This is a genomic window from Hirschia baltica ATCC 49814 (assembly GCF_000023785.1).
In the GTDB taxonomy this organism is placed as follows: domain Bacteria; phylum Pseudomonadota; class Alphaproteobacteria; order Caulobacterales; family Hyphomonadaceae; genus Hirschia; species Hirschia baltica.
Genome location: NC_012982.1, coordinates 440,663 through 459,810, shown reverse-complemented (window position 1 = coordinate 459,810; position 19,148 = coordinate 440,663). Strand labels below are relative to the sequence as shown.

At 47.0% G+C, this 19,148-nt stretch carries 14 protein-coding genes; 8 read left to right on the top strand and 6 right to left on the bottom strand.

The genetic code is table 11. The features are described 5' to 3' along the window. Positions 1-20 precede the first annotated feature (20 nt). The 5 genes from HBAL_RS02115 to HBAL_RS16960 all read left to right on the top strand — a co-directional run bounded on the left by HBAL_RS02115 (position 21) and on the right by HBAL_RS16960 (position 4,986). Positions 21-749 carry an HAD family hydrolase gene (locus tag HBAL_RS02115; protein ID WP_015826275.1) on the top strand — a complete coding sequence of 243 codons (729 nt, stop codon included), beginning with the start codon at positions 21-23 and terminating at the stop codon, positions 747-749. 134 nt (positions 750-883) lie between these two features. Beyond that, positions 884-3,265, top strand: coding sequence for an ATP-dependent helicase (locus tag HBAL_RS02110; RefSeq protein WP_015826274.1), 2,382 nt, complete (start codon positions 884-886; stop codon positions 3,263-3,265). A 17-nt stretch (positions 3,266-3,282) separates the two neighbouring features. After that, positions 3,283-4,116: a hypothetical protein gene (locus tag HBAL_RS02105; protein ID WP_015826273.1), complete on the top strand. Its 834-nt coding sequence runs from the start codon at positions 3,283-3,285 to the stop codon at positions 4,114-4,116. A 433-nt stretch (positions 4,117-4,549) separates the two neighbouring features. After that, entirely contained in the window at positions 4,550-4,849 is a 300-nt protein-coding gene (locus tag HBAL_RS02100) for a GIY-YIG nuclease family protein (RefSeq protein ID WP_015826272.1), read from the top strand. Positions 4,850-4,863: 14 nt separating this feature from the next. Next, positions 4,864-4,986 (top strand): hypothetical protein, encoded by a 123-nt coding sequence (locus HBAL_RS16960; RefSeq protein ID WP_015826271.1) that lies wholly within the window; start codon positions 4,864-4,866, stop codon positions 4,984-4,986. 356 nt (positions 4,987-5,342) lie between these two features. Here the strand turns inward: HBAL_RS16960 and HBAL_RS02095 are convergent, their stop codons facing one another. Next, the gene (locus HBAL_RS02095) at positions 5,343-7,025 is read right to left on the bottom strand and encodes a PKD domain-containing protein (RefSeq protein ID WP_015826270.1); all 1,683 of its coding nucleotides are present in this window, start codon (positions 7,023-7,025) and stop codon (positions 5,343-5,345) included. Positions 7,026-7,547: 522 nt separating this feature from the next. Here HBAL_RS02095 and HBAL_RS02090 point away from each other — a divergent pair. After that, on the top strand, positions 7,548-8,111 hold the full coding sequence (locus tag HBAL_RS02090) for a hypothetical protein (protein ID WP_015826269.1): 564 nt from the start codon (positions 7,548-7,550) through the stop codon (positions 8,109-8,111). A gap of 71 nt (positions 8,112-8,182) precedes the next feature. Here the strand turns inward: HBAL_RS02090 and HBAL_RS02085 are convergent, their stop codons facing one another. The 4 genes from HBAL_RS02085 to HBAL_RS02070 form a co-directional block, all read right to left on the bottom strand. Continuing rightward, on the bottom strand, positions 8,183-9,202 hold the full coding sequence (locus tag HBAL_RS02085) for a phytase (RefSeq protein WP_015826268.1): 1,020 nt from the start codon (positions 9,200-9,202) through the stop codon (positions 8,183-8,185). Positions 9,203-9,284: 82 nt separating this feature from the next. Continuing rightward, positions 9,285-12,152 (bottom strand): TonB-dependent receptor, encoded by a 2,868-nt coding sequence (locus HBAL_RS02080; protein ID WP_015826267.1) that lies wholly within the window; start codon positions 12,150-12,152, stop codon positions 9,285-9,287. A gap of 463 nt (positions 12,153-12,615) precedes the next feature. Further along, positions 12,616-13,416 carry a hypothetical protein gene (locus tag HBAL_RS02075; RefSeq protein WP_015826266.1) on the bottom strand — a complete coding sequence of 267 codons (801 nt, stop codon included), beginning with the start codon at positions 13,414-13,416 and terminating at the stop codon, positions 12,616-12,618. An 85-nt stretch (positions 13,417-13,501) separates the two neighbouring features. After that, positions 13,502-13,816 (bottom strand): hypothetical protein, encoded by a 315-nt coding sequence (locus tag HBAL_RS02070; protein WP_233356725.1) that lies wholly within the window; start codon positions 13,814-13,816, stop codon positions 13,502-13,504. A 77-nt stretch (positions 13,817-13,893) separates the two neighbouring features. Here HBAL_RS02070 and HBAL_RS02065 point away from each other — a divergent pair, with 77 nt between their 5' ends. Together HBAL_RS02065 and HBAL_RS02060 are read left to right on the top strand one after the other, a co-directional pair. Beyond that, positions 13,894-14,835: a 50S ribosomal protein L11 methyltransferase gene (locus HBAL_RS02065; RefSeq protein WP_015826264.1), complete on the top strand. Its 942-nt coding sequence runs from the start codon at positions 13,894-13,896 to the stop codon at positions 14,833-14,835. Positions 14,836-14,928: 93 nt separating this feature from the next. Beyond that, entirely contained in the window at positions 14,929-16,740 is a 1,812-nt protein-coding gene (locus tag HBAL_RS02060) for an aminopeptidase P family protein (protein ID WP_015826263.1), read from the top strand. Positions 16,741-16,771: 31 nt separating this feature from the next. Here the strand turns inward: HBAL_RS02060 and ligA are convergent, their stop codons facing one another. Further along, positions 16,772-19,141 carry an NAD-dependent DNA ligase LigA gene (ligA, locus tag HBAL_RS02055; protein WP_041301820.1) on the bottom strand — a complete coding sequence of 790 codons (2,370 nt, stop codon included), beginning with the start codon at positions 19,139-19,141 and terminating at the stop codon, positions 16,772-16,774. Positions 19,142-19,148: the final 7 nt, after the last annotated feature.

The following is a 19,148-nucleotide window of genomic DNA, read 5'->3' as shown; positions in this document are numbered from 1 at the left end:
AGTTTTGAAACGGAGCCAATATGCCAGATGCACCCCTCAATATTGCAGACGCAAGCTTTGATCTGATCGGTATAGATGGAGATGACACGCTCTGGCATGATATCGGCAATTACAATCTTACCGAAGAAAAATACCGCACCATTTTGAGCGCTTATTGCGACTTGGAAAACATGGGGGACATTCTTCTAAAAACAGAACGTAAGAACCTGAAAATATTTGGTTTTGGTGTAAAGGGCTACACGCTTTCTCTCATTGAAACTGCAATTGAAATCACCAATGGCCAGATCAAAGCCGAGGGTATTCAGCAAATCATTGATCTTGGCAAGGAGATGATGTCGGGCTCAATCGACATTCTCGATAATGTGATTGAAGCATTAGAATTGCTGCGCCCAAGTTATAAAATCATCGTCATTACTAAAGGTGATCTCTTCCACCAAGAAGCCAAGTTTGCACGCTCTGGATTGACCCATTTTTTCGATGGATTGGAAGTTGTCAGCAATAAAGATGTGCAGACATATGGTGCGCTTTTATCCCGCTATAAAATTGCGCCTGAGAATTTCTTGATGGTGGGTAACTCTTTGCCATCTGATATTCTGCCTGTGCTGGAATTGGGCGCCTGGGGCGTTCACATCCCCTATCATACCGTGTGGGAAATGGAGCATTCAGACAAGGATATCAGCGATATCTCACGCGCTGTGACGTTGGATAACCTGGTGGATGTTCCCAATCTCTTATTGGGGGATAAATAAGCTTTAAGCCGACTCCCCCTTTCCTCATTCCTGCCACTTGTTTACTATAGAACAAAATGCGAATCGTTGGGCCACAGAGATGCGCGCTAAACGGTTGACCGCATATTAGTTTTCCCAGACGTGAAGAGCCGATAATGAGCCATTCAGACGATTTTGATAATCTACCCATTTCCCAGCGCGCAATGGCGAGACCGCCGAGTGCGCCTGCGCGAGATGCCGATTATCTGGACGGGCTAAATGCCGAACAACGCGATGCTGTGGAGACAACCGACGGTGCTTTATTGGTATTGGCGGGTGCAGGAACAGGAAAAACCCGTGTATTAACAACACGTTTGGCGCATATTCTGAACCAACGCAAAGCTTGGGCCAGCCAAACACTGACCGTGACTTTTACCAACAAAGCCGCGCGAGAAATGCGCGAACGGGCTGAAAAATTGATTGGTGATGAAGCCCAATCTTTGAGTTGGCTGGGGACATTTCACTCTGTTTCGTCGAAGATTTTGCGCCGTCATGCAGAGATTGTGGGGCTGGAAAGCAATTTCACCATTATCGACACGGATGACCAATTACGCCTTTTAAAACAAATCATTGAAGCCGAAAACATCGACACGAAGCGCTGGACTCCGCGCTTTATGGCGGGGCTGATTGATGGCTGGAAAAACCGCGCTGTGACGCCGGATAAAGTGCCTGCTGGTGAAGGGCATGAATTTGCCAATGGGCGCGGCATAGAAATTTACAAGACATATCAACACCGTTTGCGGGTTTTGAATGCATGTGATTTTGGCGATTTGCTGATGCATTGTATCGCGATTTTCCAAAAAAGCCCCGATATTCTGGCCGATTATCACAAGCGTTTTAAGTATATTCTGGTCGATGAGTATCAAGATACTAACGTGGCGCAGTACCTTTGGTTACGACTTCTTGCGCAAGGAACGGGTAATATCTGTTGTGTTGGTGATGATGATCAGTCGATTTACGGTTGGCGCGGCGCGGAAGTGGACAACATATTACGATTTGAGAAAGATTTCCCCGGCGCGAAAGTGATCCGGCTTGAGCGCAATTATAGATCGACCGCAAAAATCCTCGCCTGTGCCTCGCATTTGATTACGGCCAACCAAGACCGGCTTGGCAAAACATTGCACACAGAAGACGAAGATGGCGACGCGGTGAAAGTGCGCGGGCTTTGGGATGGCGAAGCTGAGGCGCGCTTGATTGGGGAAGATATTGAAAGCTGGCGCTCATCTGGCCGCAAATATGCGGAATGCGCGGTTATGGTGCGGGCCTCATGGCAGATGCGTCTGTTTGAGGAACGCTTCATCATGCTGGGCATTCCTTACAAGGTGATTGGTGGGCCGCGCTTTTTCGAGCGGGCTGAAATTCGCGATGCGATGGCGTATCTGCGGCTGATCCGATCTGAAAATGATGATTTGGCATTTGAGCGCGTGGTCAACCAGCCCAAACGCGGCGTTGGCGCAACCTCAATCCAGAAAATCCAAGTTGTGGCGCGGGAGATGGAACGCCCCCTCACCGTGACCGCCGAGATTATGCTGCGCGGCAATGAGATACGCGGCAAGGCGCAAACAGGTATTCGGGCTTTCCTGAATGATTTAGAACGCTGGCGGGCGCAGGCGCGGGAAATGGAGCATCCGCGCATTATGGAAATCATCCTTGATGAGAGCGGCTATACCGCCATGCTGAAGGCCGACAAAACACCCCAAGCGCAAACCCGCCTAGAAAACCTCAAAGAGCTTGTGCGGGCTATGGGTGAATTTGAAAGCCTGAATGCATTTATGGAGCATGTTGAGCTGGTGATGGATGCATCACAGGGCAATGAATCCGATGATCAGGTGCAAATTCTGACGCTGCACGGGGCCAAAGGGCTGGAATGGCCACAAGTGTTTTTGCCGGGTTGGGAGGAAGAGGTTTTCCCATCCAAACGGGCCATTGATGAAGGCGGGATAAAATCGCTGGAAGAAGAGCGCCGCCTTGCCTATGTGGGCATTACGCGCGCGCGGGAGCGTTGCTATATATCCTTTGTGGCCAACCGCATGATTTTTGGCCGCTGGCAATCTGTGATGCCGTCTCGTTTTGTGGATGAATTGCCGCCTGAACATGTGGATGCCGTCTCGGAAACGGGATATTCGGCTGCGCCCGATGGCTTGAATAGCGCGGGATTTGGCGGGGTAAGCCGATTTGATAGCGATGAAAGCTTTGGTGGCTCCACCTATGAAAGCCCCGGCTGGAAACGCGCCCAAGCGGCCCGCAACACAACCGATGGCAGAGCCCAATATGGCAATTGGCCCCAGAAAAAACGCCCGCCGGATATCAACCCATCAGGCCGCCTCACCGCCACATCGGACCCCGAAGCAGCCTCTGGCCTGAAGCTGGGCCAACGCGTCTTCCACATCAAATTTGGCTATGGGAAAATCAAACAAATCGACGGCACCAAACTCACCGTCGACTTTGAAAAAGCCGGCGTGAAAAAGGTGGTCGAAAAGTTTGTTGAGGCGGCTTAGGTAAGGGGTTGGGGGATATGGATAACTGGTTCAAAAAAGCAACAAAAGACGAGGAAAGTACAAATTTCTTTCTCGTTAGATTGTTTTGGGTCGCTGGAATTGCCTTTGCCTTAGTAGTTTTCCTAGCACTAATACCGCACATTCTGCGATGGTGTTTTTATCTTTTTACTGGAGAGATTCCTAGCTTCGTTACAACGGAAAAACTTGGTGAAATTGGAGCATTTGGAGACTTCATTGGCGGTGTCCTAAACCCGATACTCACCTTCATTTCATTTATGGCTCTGATTATCACGATCATACTTCAACAACGCGAATTATCAGACGCGAGAAAAGAATTTCAACGCACTGCCAATGCTTTAGAAAAAGAGAACATCGAAAACACATTTTTCAAACTTTTAGACAGAGTGGATACTGCGCTGAACAACGTAACAAAGAATCAAAAAAATGGCCGAGTGGTAATCGATAATGCAGTGGACATATTCAAAAAAAGCTTCAACGGCCAAAAAGGCGTTCAATGGCCTCATGTTGGAAAGCTCAAAGAAGCCCGCGAAGAAACTTACGCAAACAACAATTCATTCAACTATTTCAGCGCTATCTCTTCAGCAGCTCAACTTGCTATACAGGCCGACAATACCCTCCCCTCTCCAATCGAGAAAAATTTTTATACCGAATTGCTAAAAGACCAACTCACGCCTGAGGATATTTGGTCATTTTACTATTTTCTTCGTTGTAACAAATCAGACGAAGAATTAAAAACACTCATCCCAAAATTTAGAGTTATTTGGCTAAAAATGGATCACACCACCCTGCTAGAGAGTAGCGACAAAGAACCATTCCATATTTATGAATAGTTATACCGTCATCCCCGACGCGATAGCGTCTGGGGATCCATCTCCCCATGTCTCACCAAGCAACCGCTTCGTGATGGATACCCTGATGGCAAGCCATCGGGCATGACGGTTATAAGAGCGCAATGTCGCTCTCAACCTCTGGCACAAAAACACGCAGGCACTCAAACCCAATAATTCACAGACTTGTCCCAACCCTAACCGTCATCCCCGACGCGGAGCGTCTGGGGATCCATCTCCCAATGTCTCACCAAGCAACCGCTTCGTGATGGATACCCTGATGAGCTAGCTCATCGGGCATGACGGTGATAAGAGCGCAATATGCGCTAAATAATCCCTCCGTCAAACACGATAGATTCAACTCCAAGAAGAATCCCATTGCATACAAACTAAGCTTTTTCACATGATATAAACGGGATATCAGGGGGGTAACCACGTGGCACATTGGGATCGCATCACAGCCGTCTATATTGTTGCAAATCGCAAAAACGGCGCACTTTATACAGGCGTTACCAGTCATTTAATCCAACGCATTCACCAACATAAACAGGGCGTCGCTGATGGGTATACAAAGCGATATGGATGCAAAAATCTCGTCTGGTATGAATTGCACGAGGATATTCGCGAAGCTATACGCCGAGAAAAATCTCTCAAATCCTATCGACGTCAAAATAAGATCAACATGATTGTCAAAAACAATCCCCATTGGTCAGACTTATATTTTTCCTTGTTATAGTGAGCTTATCGGGCATGACGCGGGAAGAGATTGAAAAGCCAGTCTCAATTGCGCAAGATACCTGCCTTCGCAGGCATGAGCGGACAGGGTTTGAAGCTTGGTTTTTACATGCCTTACGCCTTATTCCTGATGGCTAGCTATCGGGCATGATGTGGGAAGAGATTGAAAAGCTAGTCTCATTGGTCAGTGGATCCTGACTTTCGTCAGGATGACAATTTGAATGTCGGGCTTGGCAGTGTGCGTCAGGGTGACGGCGTAGGTTAGGTTGGCAGATTCAGCGTGTTGGGTGAGTGGTCGGCAAACATCTAACTGTCATCCCAAACTTGATTTGGGATCCACGCAGCAACAAGACTGGCCTTTCTATTCCATGACAAATCTTGGCGTGATTAACCATGTGACAGTGTCACAGTCACTCAAACAATTACTTCCCCTCAGAGAGCCAATCCTATCTCCATTGCGATGGATATCAGACTGTTTGGGTTTACGGGGAAGGCTAATTCACCGTGGCTGAATGCGAGAACACACGCACTCGGCCTTCTTCTGCATAGGCCACATACATATCTTCGTCGACGCGATAATAGTCATCAGAATCGAAATTGAGAAATGAGCCGCCAAACCCGACATCTATGTATTGCGCATCCTCGAAATTCGTTGCGTCGGCATAGCCTGTGCCTTGAGCGGCATTATTTTCAAAATACACAACATAAGGACTATCTGGACTGATAATAAAAAGGTCTGATGTTTGCTCATTATAGGGAATGCCATCTGATTGATGCGGAATGGCATAAATATCCGTGGGGACACCATTGGGCAGGCGCATGTATTTCATTTCGTTGAAATTTTCATTTATGACAATGACATAATGCTCTCCATCATGCGTTTTTGTAGTTAGACCAATTGCCCAAAAGTGGTTTGCGGTGCCATGGTCTTCATAAATGCTGGCTTGGACTTGCGGTATCCCGCTGAGTGTCTCGCTGGTGATGCTAGCTGTGCTCATCTGGGCTATCGGCGCTGCGTTGACAAATGGCTCTACACCTGAGGCCGCGAACAATTGCAAATTCTGGCTATCTTCATCAAAGAGAATAAAATTATGACCGGTAACCTCCAATGCGTGTCCGTCACTTGTAGGTGTTTTCACCACCTGCTTACCGAGTAAGCCTGAGCAATAATTTCCGCCTTCTTTAAAAACGCTGCTAGTCTCTGCATATTTACCCCAATTCATCGAATTTGCAGTATCGGGAAAGCCTGTAGCGGTCAAAACTCTATTGCCAAGGTTTTCATATTCAATGATTCCCCCCGTATCCAGCGCAACCAGTAAATTAGGAAATACCTTTGGCGAATTTGAATTGGCGACTGAATCAAAACCCTCTATAAACTCAGAATTAAACACAGCACATGCTGCCGAAGGAAGCTGAAGTATTTGAGGGTTTTCTAAGTCCGCATTATCTCTAATTTCAATGGTGTTATTGGAAGATACGTATTGATAAAAATCATTCCAAACAGACGTATCTAATCTATAATTAACTGGGGGCGTAAAAGGCTCGCTAAAATTGGCTGGATGATTATAGCTCAAGCTGTAATCATAGTTTCCGGCCCCTCTAGGTTCGTAATAATACTCAGAATATTTACCTTCTTGCGTGTCAGTAGCTGGTGTATAAACATTGGTCAGGAAATAACTTCCATTATTTGACCAGAATGGTGGAACGATCTGTCCATCTGTTTGATACCCACCAAATTGATTGCCCCACTCTGTCGCCAGAGGAGTCAGCACAATTTTGCGGCCGATGATCTCGATTGTTTGGGTTGTTGAGGCTTGCCCATCGGAGGCAGTAAGCTCGATTGTGTAGGTTTCATCGGCTGTGAGTTCTGGGACTTGAGCGGTGAAAGTGTCTCCGGTTTGCGTGCCTGCGCCAAGGTCGGGTCCGGCGATTTGCGACCAGCTATAAGTGAGGCTATCTCCGTCAGCATCGCTTGATCCTGCGGCGGAAAGGGAAATCTCTTGACGTTCATCCGTGACCACATTGGTCGTGGATATATCAGCATTTGGAGGCGTGTTCACTGCGGGTGCGCTTGGTGAAGGAGGCGTCGGGCTGGAAGATCCACCGCCGCCACCGCATGCGCTAAGTGTTGTTGCAAGCGCGAATGCTCCAAGTGCTACGCACGATTTTAATTTCATCGGATTTCCCCCAACTCCTAATTTTTTATTTTCATCTTCGATAACAGCTATTTAGCCATTTTAGAATACAAATTCGTGACAGAAAAACGGATAAAGTCATGAATAACAACGCTGTTAGTTCACACAACACCCCTCACCGCCCCCAAAAGCAAATCAGATGCAGGAAATTTTCGGGGGACGATTTGAACACAGGAGCCAGTCTGCATTGATACGTGGATCCTGACTTTCGTCAGGGTGACAGGTTGAACGTCGCAGTGACAGCGTGCATATGGGTGACGGCGTGCGTTCGGATGGCAGGTTGAGCGTGTTGGGTGAGTGGTCGGCAAATATCTAAATGTCATCCCAAACTTGATTTGGGATCTACGCCACAACAAGACTGGCCCTTCTATTCCATGACAAATATTGGCGTGTCTTTGCTGGTTCAGCAATCTGTACGCTTAATTTAATCTCCGTCTTGATCATGGCTTAAAATTGCAGAATATAGATTTTCGTTTAGGTATTTTTTTGGGGAGATGCATCTAAATGCGAATGAAATTTTTAGCGCTTGGTGTCGCCGCATTATTTGTCTGCAACGCTGCGATGGGTCAGACGAAATCGGTTGATGAATATAAATCTATGAGCACATTCTGCTCGCTGGAGGCCAGTCAGCTTGATTGGCGAAAGTCGACTGAAGAAGCCAATCAAGTGAAGAATCTGAACCGGTGTAAAATGTCTTGTAAGACAGCTGCCGACATGATGCAGCAGGGTTTAAATCATCCGCAATTGAAAAATAATGTGTTGGTTTGCGATCAATCTTTTTCAGAATTACCCGCCTCTATTTCATCCAAATACAATGGGCAGGTAACGCCCAAAGCCGAAACCCTGTTTACGGAGACAGAATTGTTGGCTTTTTCAGATGAATGCACCGCACTTGCGCAGCAATATCCGCAAATGTCAGCTAATAATAGAGAGCCTAATTTCTTGAAATGCGCGCGTTTTTGTAAAAGTGCAGCACAGGAAGTTGCGAAAAATAGTCCGCGACAAGGGTCGAAAATTCTTGCGTGTGAACGTGAATATACTGGCTCGAAAGCCCGCCTCAATCCATAGATCGGGAAGGCGTTGAAAGCTTAAAACGAGCGGGCTGAATAAAGAAAAGCCCGCTCGTTTTACTTTATGGATTAATCGATTTGGAGCGCAGTTTGAATGCTTTCCCAATCTACGATTTTGAAGTTCTGGTCGACACCGCTTTTTGGGTTTCCATCATCTTGAACAACCAATATGCCCGCTGGATAACCCGGCAATGATGCGGATGACACATCAAGGCCATCTGTGTGCGTGACAGCGTCAATTGCACCATCTGCACTGGCTGTGATTGTGATAATGCCGCGTGGTGCGTGCGGCGCTTTGCGGTCATAGACGACGAAACGGTCGGAAGCTTGCGCAGAAGCGACAAGATAGCCCTCGCCGTTTTCACCGCGCCACAGAGAAAGACCTTCTGTGTCTGCGACAAGGCCGTTACCATCTTCGATGAAGTCAACTTTTTGGGGTGCAGAATCCGCATTGGCCAGATCAAGCGACCAGATGCCTTTTGTTTCTTCACCGATGAACAGCAGGCTTTGCTCATCATCAAACACGCAGCCTTCAAGCTGAGTTTCGAGCTTGGCTGAACGCTCAAATTTCGCGCTGACTGTGCCATCTTCTTGGAGCGTGCCTGTCCAGATTTGAACAGTCCCATCTTTATAGGTCACACCGGCTTGGTAGCTATTATCAAGATTGCCCATGCAAATGCCGTATGGCTCGACGATGTCGACAGGTGTGTCGTTTAGGTGTTGGACATTGCTTGTGGCCGGATCGATAGAGAACCAACTAATACCGCCGGTTTCATCATTGGAAGCAACAGCAAGATTACCGCGCACATCAACATTATTGACAGCACCCACATCAAGAAACTGAAGTTCTTTACCTGCAAGCGAATACACATGCAGGCCTTCGTCTTTGTTTGTGCCTAGAATGAGTGAATTCGCGACATCATTTGGCGATACCCATACGGCTGGATCATCAGCGCGATCACCAACGCCGACCATTGGGTCTGTTTCAACTTGAGCAGGAATGCTCTTGATTTCAAAAGGAAGAACTTCTGGAGTTGTACAAGCAAAAGCAGCAAGCATTAGCGGAGCAAGACAGATTGAGCGCAACATAGGATTATCCGATCTATAAAATAAATAAAGCGAGGGCTGGAAACAGGAAGCCCCGTTTCCAGCCCTGATCTTTTGAACTTTACTAATAAGTGAAGCGTGCGCCTATAATGAATGTACGTCCAAATTCGTCATATTGTGACAGACGACGTTGGTTTCCAAAATAGTAATATTCTGGCGCGTCAGTGAGGTTTTTACCCTCAACATAGAGCTGAATATTGTCATTTACAGTGTATTTGGCAGACGCTTCGACCAATGTGCGATCATCTGTGTAACGATCGAGATCTTCATCAACCAATTCATCAATTTGGTTGCCACGGAAATTGGCAGATACGCGCAGATCCCACGGACCTTTGTCATAGCCAAGTGCCATGTTCCAAACTGTGTTAGATTGTTGAAGGAAGGATACTTTGCGGCCATCCGGCAATGTGCTTTCGGAGTCGCTTAATGTCAGGTTGGCGGACAGAAGGAAACCATTTAATGCTTCTGATAAATCACCAAGGTTTTGAACATAGTTGAACTCAACCCCGTAAATCTCACTGTCACCGACATTGATAAAGGTGGCAACTTCTTCGATTTCGCCTGTGTCTACAACACCTGGAGAAATTTCATCACCCTCTTCGATACCATTGAGGAATTCTCCCGGGATAGCGGAGAGGTCGATACTGTCTGGAAGGTCTTCAATGTCATATGTGGTTGGGAATATCGCGTTAGAGATATCCTTGTAGAACACACCGACTGACATAACAGAAAGCTCTGTTGGGTAGAATTCTAAACCAAGGTCGAAATTGTTTGCTTCAAGTGGGTCAAGATTTGGGTTTCCGATTTCAGCTTCATCACGATCATCATTGATGAAGAAGAATGGTGCCATCTCGCCAAATGCAGGACGCACAACAGCCGCGTAATAAGCACCACGTGCAATCAACGTGTCAGAGAATGCATATTTCGCATTTATGCTCGGTAGAACATGCGTGTAGTCATTGGAGAAATTAGTGGTGACTGCCTCTAATTCATCTTCAAGGACGACGCGCCCTTCCAAATCAACATTTGTTTGCTCAACACGAACACCAGCAACAAGGGTTAGGTCACCAATATTGAAAGTACCCATACCGTAACCGGCAAAGATCTGCTCATCAATTTTGTAATCTTCACCATTGGAGTCAAAGAAGCTGCCTTCAACATCAAGATCATCATCGGTGAACGCATTGCGCAATGAACGCGTCAGGTTTGCATCTGGCCATGTAGGTTGCTCATTCCCGATGCGCCAGTCTGGGATAAGGTTACCAGTGGAATAATCTGCGAGGTTGATAGAATCGTCTTCATAGACAAGCACATTTACATCGCGAATTTTTTCACGATCGCGGATTTTTAGTCCACCCTTCCAAGTGACAGGAATCTGACCGAGCAGTCCATCTTTGGAAATGTTAAACTTTGCTGCGACTTCAGTATCTTCATTCGCAGTGAACTCACGCTCAAACGCATCTAGATTGTAATTGGCAGGATCGTAAATCGCATCCAGAATTGCACCTTCGCTTAAGCGCAGAATTTTCGGGTCTGAATAATCTAGCGTGATGTTGCCCGGAACAACGTCTTGGATGTCTTCAAACCGGAAAGCTGCGTCGTGATTGTCGCTGTCGTCTTCTTCTGCATATGCATAGGAGATTTCATAATCTGTTTTCCAGTCATTCAAGACTGTCTCACCACCGATGGCGATTGTTTGGATTTGACGAACTTCGCGGCGAACACGAACTTCTGCTTGTGTCTCATTCAATGGGAAACTGGCTGAAGTGTCTGTCAGAGTTGAACCATCTGCAACAACTTCATTTTCATCATCATCCTCTTCGACCACATCCCCAAGATCACGGAAGGCAAGAACATTACGCACTTCATCGTCTTCATAATTGTTGAAGAGCGTACGAAGGTAAAGGTCTGTGCTGTTGTTGACGCGCCAGTCAAAATTCCCAACAAAGCCAAGACGCTCACGGTTTAGGCCATACCAACGGTGTTCAGCACCATCAGAAAGGTAGAATGTGCCATCGTCTAACTGGCTCCACTCATCGGCTTCGTTATTGTGTGCTTCGATACGCAAATCTTGGTAATTCGCGGACAAAGCAACACCGAATTTGTCAGCAAAAACCTCAGAATATGTGAGTGCGGCTTTAGGAGAAATCTCTTCAGAAATTTCGTTGTATGCACCTTCAATTTTTGCGCGGATAAAGCGCCCATCACGGTCAAAAGCGGAAATCGTTTTAAGGTTGATCACCCCACCTAGTGTATCAGCATCGACATCTGGGGTCAGAGATTTTTGAACTTCAATACCGTCAAGCAAATCAGAGGGAACACCATCAAGCAACACACCGCGACGATCTTCCGGTGAAGGTGTACGCACACCATTGATAGAGGCAGAGATTAGGTCTGGGTTGATCCCACGCACTGATACATAACGGCCTTCACCTTGGTCTGTTTTGATGGAGAGACCTGGCAGGCGTTGAAGTGAGTCTGCCACAGTTGTGTCAGGGAAACTTCCAAGGCCATCAGAGTCGATGACTGAAAGAAAAGAGTTGGATGCACGCTGTTGGTTCAAAGCCCCCGCTTGAGCCGCCGCGCTACCCACAATAATTGTGTTTTCCATATAGCGAACATCGTCACCAAGCTTTACATCAAGCGTAGCGCGATCTGTATCGATAACCACTGGCATAGTCGCGTTCGGCGCACCGATATATGAAACAGTTAAGTTGTATGTGCCTTCAGGTACGCCGCCAAAACGGTATTTACCAAAGCGGTCTGTTGTCGTTGTGCGGTTCAGCTCTTCGAGAACGACGCGTGCGCCTTCAAGAGGTGCTGCACCTGTTTGATCCGTCACACGTCCATCAAGCACTTGTGCACTCGCGGCGCTTGCTAACCCAAGCCCCAAAAATGTTGCCGACAATAATTTTGATCGAGATAATGCCATGATTTTCCCCTCTTGGCTGAAGCCAGTGGGTTATCATCTGTAAAGCGACACTTTCGTGATATTTGTTAGACAGTTTTACGACAAAAACGCCGCCTAATAGCTTGCACTCAATCAAACTATTCAAATTGATGTATTGAAAGAAACAAAACAAACAGAAACATCCGCATAGGGACATTATGCGGGTATATTATATAAAGCCGGAAGCAGGGGCACGAGGTGCGCGCTTGGCGGATGTGATGTCAGCGCTTGGCTGACGGATATTATGTGCTGGTCCTGACCAATGATTCAGGATGCCAGCGGCCTAAATGCCTCACGACACCTCGTATGATGCGTTTAAGCACCATTCCAATCACACTAGCGTTCGCGAGCCGCCCCAATGAATGGATAGCCATAATATGGGGCGAAATGCGATCGCGTTGGAAAACTTTGCAGATATCCCCCACTCACTCAGGAGGATATGACGCTATTTCACAGCAGAGGCGGCGTCTTTTTTAGCTTGTTCTGCTTTAAAGGCTTTGTATTTTTCTTCAGCGAGCAACAATAGTCTATGCGCTTTTTGCTGGTCTTCACTTAGAGGCCCGACATAAAGCGGCATACCATCGGCTTGAAAGCCAAAATCATTTTTATTTTGACGAATATATTCGTGATAGGCTTTGGAAGACTTTACCTGAACCTGCGCAACAGACTGGTCGCCTGGTGGCAACGTATATTGCACACCCAATTGCATACGCTGTATTGGATTCAGATTTCCCACCCAATCACGAAAATGCTCTTCACTTTGCTCTAGCACATAGAACAAACCATCTTCGATATAGAGCACACCGTAATCATGCTTGACTTCCATGCCTTTATCAAAACATCCATCTCGATTTGCAGAATAAAGATGGAAAGGCCCTGTGACATGCTCAACGATGAAAAAATGGTTCTCGTCTTCGGATTCAACTTTGTAACAATGACCAACTCGTTCAAGTGTGGGATGATTGAGATTATCCAGAGGTAAAGCGATCCATTCTTGGGATTTTATAAATTTTTGTTCTGGCAAAGAAAGAAAATCCATGCCTGAAAGTTCTTCTTTGGCGATTGATTGTTTCAATTTGCTTTGGGTGACAACTCCGTAGATTTCACCTTCAGGAAAGCTAGTAATTGCATCCTTACTTGAAATGACATGCACATCATTTCTGTGGAAGGAGGCATCACACGCCGCAACAAGCAGCACAGAACACGATAGAAATACGGATTTAACTAGATTTGAAAATTGAAACATCTTTTCCCTCAACCAGAAACTTACCTAAGCGTATGATTTTAGGAAAGGACTGCCAACCGCTAATGCTGAGATTATCTCAAAACAATCAGACAAGAATATCCAATAATCGTTCTTGCATGTCATCGGCCACCTTTAAGACTGCCGTATTGGCTTTAAGTGCATGTTCAGCCTGTTTTTGATCCACGATTGCACCGACGAGATCGCCCTGCTCATTGGCAGCTTTCACCGTGTTGGTGGCTGCTCTGTTGAACATTTGGCTGGCGTGTAGCACGCCGCTAGTGGCTGAAGAAATTGCGCTCATAGAGTATGTATCGCGCATCGCATTTAAAGCTGGATTTAAAAATAGCAAAACTTTTATCCTAAATGCAGCGTTCACCATAACGGCAATAAAGCCTTGCAAACTGAGACTTCCCCAAATGCTGAGTTTGTTCTATCAACGCTGGCATGAACCCATCCCCTGATTTAAGGCTGATTTGAATGTATAAAGTGAGCGCCATTTGCGACCGCGCAACTGCTGAACGTATTTCTGATGTATTGGCAGACATGGACCCATCTCCTGCTGGCGCAGTTTCAACAGAAGAAGCCACGCGCGTATCTTGGCGCATTGATGCATTTTGCCATGATGAAGAGAGCGTCCAAGCCTGTATCTCCATCATTGAAAGCGAAGGCGAAGGTTTATCCGCCGCACACGAAAAGCTAGATGATAAAGACTGGGTTGCTGAAAGCTTGAAAGGTTTGCCTGCAGTAGAGGCTGGCCCTTATTATGTTGCGGGTGCCCATGAATTAACACGACTTGCTGGTGGCCGTATTCCTGTATGGATTGAAGCAGGTCCAGCTTTTGGAACAGGCCATCACGGCACAACGAAGGGCTGCCTTGAAGCGCTAGCCGATGTCGCCAAGAAGCGTAAATTGGGCAAAGTGCTGGATATTGGGACCGGATCTGCTGTTTTGGCGATTGCCGCGATGAAATCGGGGGCTAGCATGGCTGTCGCGTCCGACATTGACCCTGAATCAATTCGCATTGCCAAAATTAACGCAGAAAACAACAAAATGGGCCGCAATCTGCATTTGTTAGTCGCAACAGGCGCAAACAATGCATTTATTCGCAATCAAGGCAAATACGATACGGTAATGGCCAACATTTTGGCGCGCCCGCTTGTTTCGCTTTCATCTGATATCAACAAACTGACCAAGGATGGTGGTTATATCATTCTCTCTGGTTTGCTAAACCATCAAGAGCCACAAGTGAAAGCAGCTTTTGCTGGTCGCAATCTAGCGCTTGTGGACCGCCGCAGATTGGGCGCGTGGTCGACTTTGGTTTTCAAAAAGCCGTTAAAACAAAAAACCAAGAAACGTCCTGCACGTGACCCATGGATGGATGATAATCTATTTGATCCAGCAGAATATTTTGGCATATAGATAATCGTTAGAAGGATCTGGCTTGAATAACAGCTTACGATTCTAGATATATAAGCTAGACAAATAGACCCTAAATTTACGGATAGGTATGATATGCGACAGACATTTGAAGTCACTGGCGGACCAGCACTCGGGCAAAGCAATCTGCCTTTGCTTCGCGGACAGATGAAAGCGCAAAATCTGGATGCTTATTATATTCCGCATGAAGATGCCTATCAAAATGAATATCTGCCCAGCGCATTTGATAGACTGACATGGGCAACTGGCTTCACCGGCTCTGCTGGCGCGGCCATGATATTGATGAATTCAGCCGTGCTATTCGTTGATGGGCGCTACACACTTCAAGCAGCCAAACAGGTGGATTCAAAGCTTTTCACGCGGGAAAGTTTGGACAAATTAGGCCCGTTCAATTGGCTGGCCAAACAAAAGCTACACGGCAAACGCCTTGGTGTTGATCTTGAACTTGTCAGCCAAAATGCTTTTGAACAATTAGCTGATGCAGCGAGCCTTGCGGGCGTTGAAATTGTGCCGGTTGAGACAAACCCGATTGATGCCGCATGGCATGATCAACCGCCTGAACCTAAAGAATTAGTGGTGCCGCATGATGTTGTTTATGCAGGTGAAACACACGCTTCCAAACTAAAACGTGTTGGCGCATCGCTTTTAGATATTGCGGCTGACGCTGTGATTATCACATCGCCAGCTTCTCTAGCTTGGTTATTTAATATTCGCGGCGGAGATGTGAAATGTTCGCCGCTTCCGCTAGGTCGCGCCATTGTTTATGCCACTGGAAACGCTGATTTATTCTTACACCCAGTGAAGGTGAATGATGCACTGACAACCCATCTTAGCGATGTGACCGTGATGCCAATGTCTCAGCTTGAGGGGCGCATCGCCAAATTAAAAGGCAAAACAGTTTCCCTTGATCCAGCTTTAGCATCGGCTTGGTTTTTCAAAACAGTTACTGAAGCTGGCGCGAAAATAGCTGTGCAAGCCGATCCGTCAGCTCTGCCACGCGCGATAAAAAACGATGTTGAAATTTCTGGTTCTAAACAGGCACATTTACGAGATGGTGCTGCCATTACCCGTTTTTTGCGCTGGCTAGATTCTGAAGAAGTCCAGTCGGGCAAAATCAATGAAATTCAAGCCGCTCAACGCTTAGAACAACACCGTGAAGAGCTACAAGGCTTAAAAGATCTATCATTTGAGACAATCTCCGGTGCTGGCTCTAATGGTGCGCATTGTCACTACCGCGTCAATGAAGCGACTGTTCAAGTTCTAGAAAAGAACTCACTCTATCTTGTTGATTCAGGTGGCCAATATCTAGATGGCACAACGGATATCACCCGTACTGTTGCGATTGGTGAGCCGACCCAAGAAATGAAAGAACGCTATACCACAGTCCTTAAAGGGCATATTGCGCTAGCGCGATTGCGTTTTCCTGCCGGAACAACAGGATCAGCCATTGATGCGATCGCACGCCAACCTATGTGGGCGCTGGGATTGGATTATGAACACGGCACGGGGCATGGTGTTGGATCTTATCTTGGTGTGCATGAAGGCCCGCAGCGCATTTCGAAAATGCCTAACTTTACCGCGCTTGAGCCTGGTATGATCGTATCGAATGAGCCGGGATATTATAAAGAAAATGAGTACGGTATTCGCATAGAAAACCTTCAATATGTTACGCAACCAAGAGATATTGTTGGCGGCGATATTCCTATGATGGAATTTGAGGCACTCACACTTGCGCCGCTTTGCTCGCGCCTGATTGAGCGGGGTATGCTGACGCCAGATGAATGGATCTGGGTCGATCGTTATCATCAGCGTGTGCTAAAAGAGCTAACACCGCTGCTTTCTGGCGAAGATTTGGAATGGCTAAAACAAGCCTGTAAAGATTTATAAAATTGTAAAGGGAGCCAATCGGCTCCCTTTTTTATGCGCTGATCATATCCAGCCAAGCTTGTTCTGTGAGTACAGTCACACCTAAATCCTGTGCTTTTTTCAGCTTGCTTCCAGCCCCTGGACCAGCCACAACATAATCTGTTTTTTTCGAAACAGATGACGCCACTTTCGCGCCCAAGGATTGCGCCTTAGATTTCGCTTCATCGCGAGACATAAGCTCTAGGCTTCCTGTAAAAACAACAGTTTTCCCAGCCACTGCGCCGTCTGTTTGGATCGCTTGAGCAGCTTCTATCTCAATTTCAGCAAGTAATTGGGTCAGCATGTCCTGATTATGAGGTTCCATAAAGAAATCAATCAGCGCTTCAGCTGAGACATCCCCCATACCATCGATATTGGAAATGGATTTAAAGGCGGATGCAGGTTTGGTGTCATTGGCTTTTAAAAGCTCATTTCGAAACTCATCCCAATTACCATAACGTCTAGCCATAGCTTCACATGCTGCTGAATTGACGCCTTTCATTTGCAAAGCAGGGATCTGGCCCGATAGATTTGGCTCTAAGCTTGCGGGCGGCGTTTCAGGCAGGCCATTTTCTTCCACAAAGTTTAGGATATTTTCTAGCGTCGTGTCACCGATGCGATCAATGCTGCTCAATTTAAGATAAGCTGGCCCCGGACGCGCATCTATGGCGGCGTGCATGGCTGTTTGAAAAGCATCAAAAGATAAGAAATTTTGTGCGAGCAAACCAGAATTTGTTTGGCCGACATGTTGAATACCCAAACCAATCAAAAAGCGTGCAAATGGGATTTGGCGTTTTGCATTGATGGCTGCGAAGATATTTTCAGAACTGGTTTTACCAAAACCTTCCCACTCTTCGAGCGGCGGAAGGTTTAGTTCATTGATACGTTGTTCAAGCTGAAAAATATGCTGTGGGGCAGTCACCACGCCTTTATCAAAGAATAATTCGATTTGCTTGGCACCAAGACCGTCAATATCGAGCGCCTTGCGGGATACAAAATGCTTGAGGCGTTCCTTTGCCTGAGCTGGACAAATTAACCCACCCGTACACCGCCGACGCGCATCCTCCTCACCTTTTTCATCCATTTCTCGCACAGCATGCGATCCACAAGCAGGACATGTGGTTGGAAATTCATAGGGTTTTGAATGGCTTGGGCGTTCTTCTGCGATGACGCGCACGATTTGCGGGATCACATCGCCTGCCCGCTGGATGACAACTTTATCGCCCACACGAATATCTTTACGCGCAATTTCATCTTCATTATGCAAGGTGGCATTGGAGACAACAACGCCGCCAACTGTAACAGGCTCTAATTTGGCAACAGGTGTAAGAGACCCTGTACGCCCGACCTGAATTTCAATTTCACGCAATATGGTTGTGGCTTGTTCAGCTGGAAATTTATGCGCGATCGCCCAGCGCGGAAAACGCGAGACAAAACCAAGACGCGCCTGCCAATCTAGCCTGTCGACCTTATAAACCACGCCATCTATATCATAGCCAAGGCTGGCGCGATCATTGGCAATTTGATTATAAATCTCGATCAATTGGCTTGCACTATCAGCACATTTCATGAGTGGATTGATCGAAAATCCCCATTTGGAAAATGCTTCAACAGCCCCCATCTGGTTGACAGAAAATTCTTTTGATGTGTCGCCCCATGCATAGGCGAAAAACCTGAGCGGACGCGATTTTGTGACCTCAACATCGAGCTGACGCAATGACCCCGCCGCCGCATTTCGCGGATTGGCAAAAGTTTTACGGCCCGCCGCAGCTTCACGTTCATTCAATGCAGCAAAATCTGCATGAGACATATAAACTTCGCCGCGAATCTCGATGCGTTCTGGCCAGTCATCCCCTTCGAGCGTATGGGGAATATCGGCAATGGTTTTAAGATTGGCGGTGACATCTTCTCCAACACGCCCATCTCCGCGCGTAGCACCGCTGATCAGTACACCGTTTTCATATAGAAGACTGGCCGACAGACCATCAATTTTTGGCTCAGCAGTCACGTGCAGCTCAACGCTGGCATCCATGCCGAGATAACGCCGGATACGGCCCAAAAACTCTGAAACATCCTCGTCTGAAAATGCATTATCCAAAGAGAGCATTGGCTGTAAATGCGTGATTTTTGCAAAACGCCCAGAGGGTTTGACACCCACACTCTGGCTGGGGCTATCTTGGGCAACTAATTGGGGAAATTCGCTTTCTAATGCCAATAAATCCTGACGAAGCGCATCATAATCCGCATCGGATAAGTGCGGGGCATCATGCTCATAATACGCGCTATCGGCTTGGCGGATTGTCTCTGCAAGCTCTTCCCAGCGCTCGCGCGCTTGATCGAGTGTGAGGCTGGCAGGCGAAGAATCAGAAGATAAATTGCTCATACCAGCC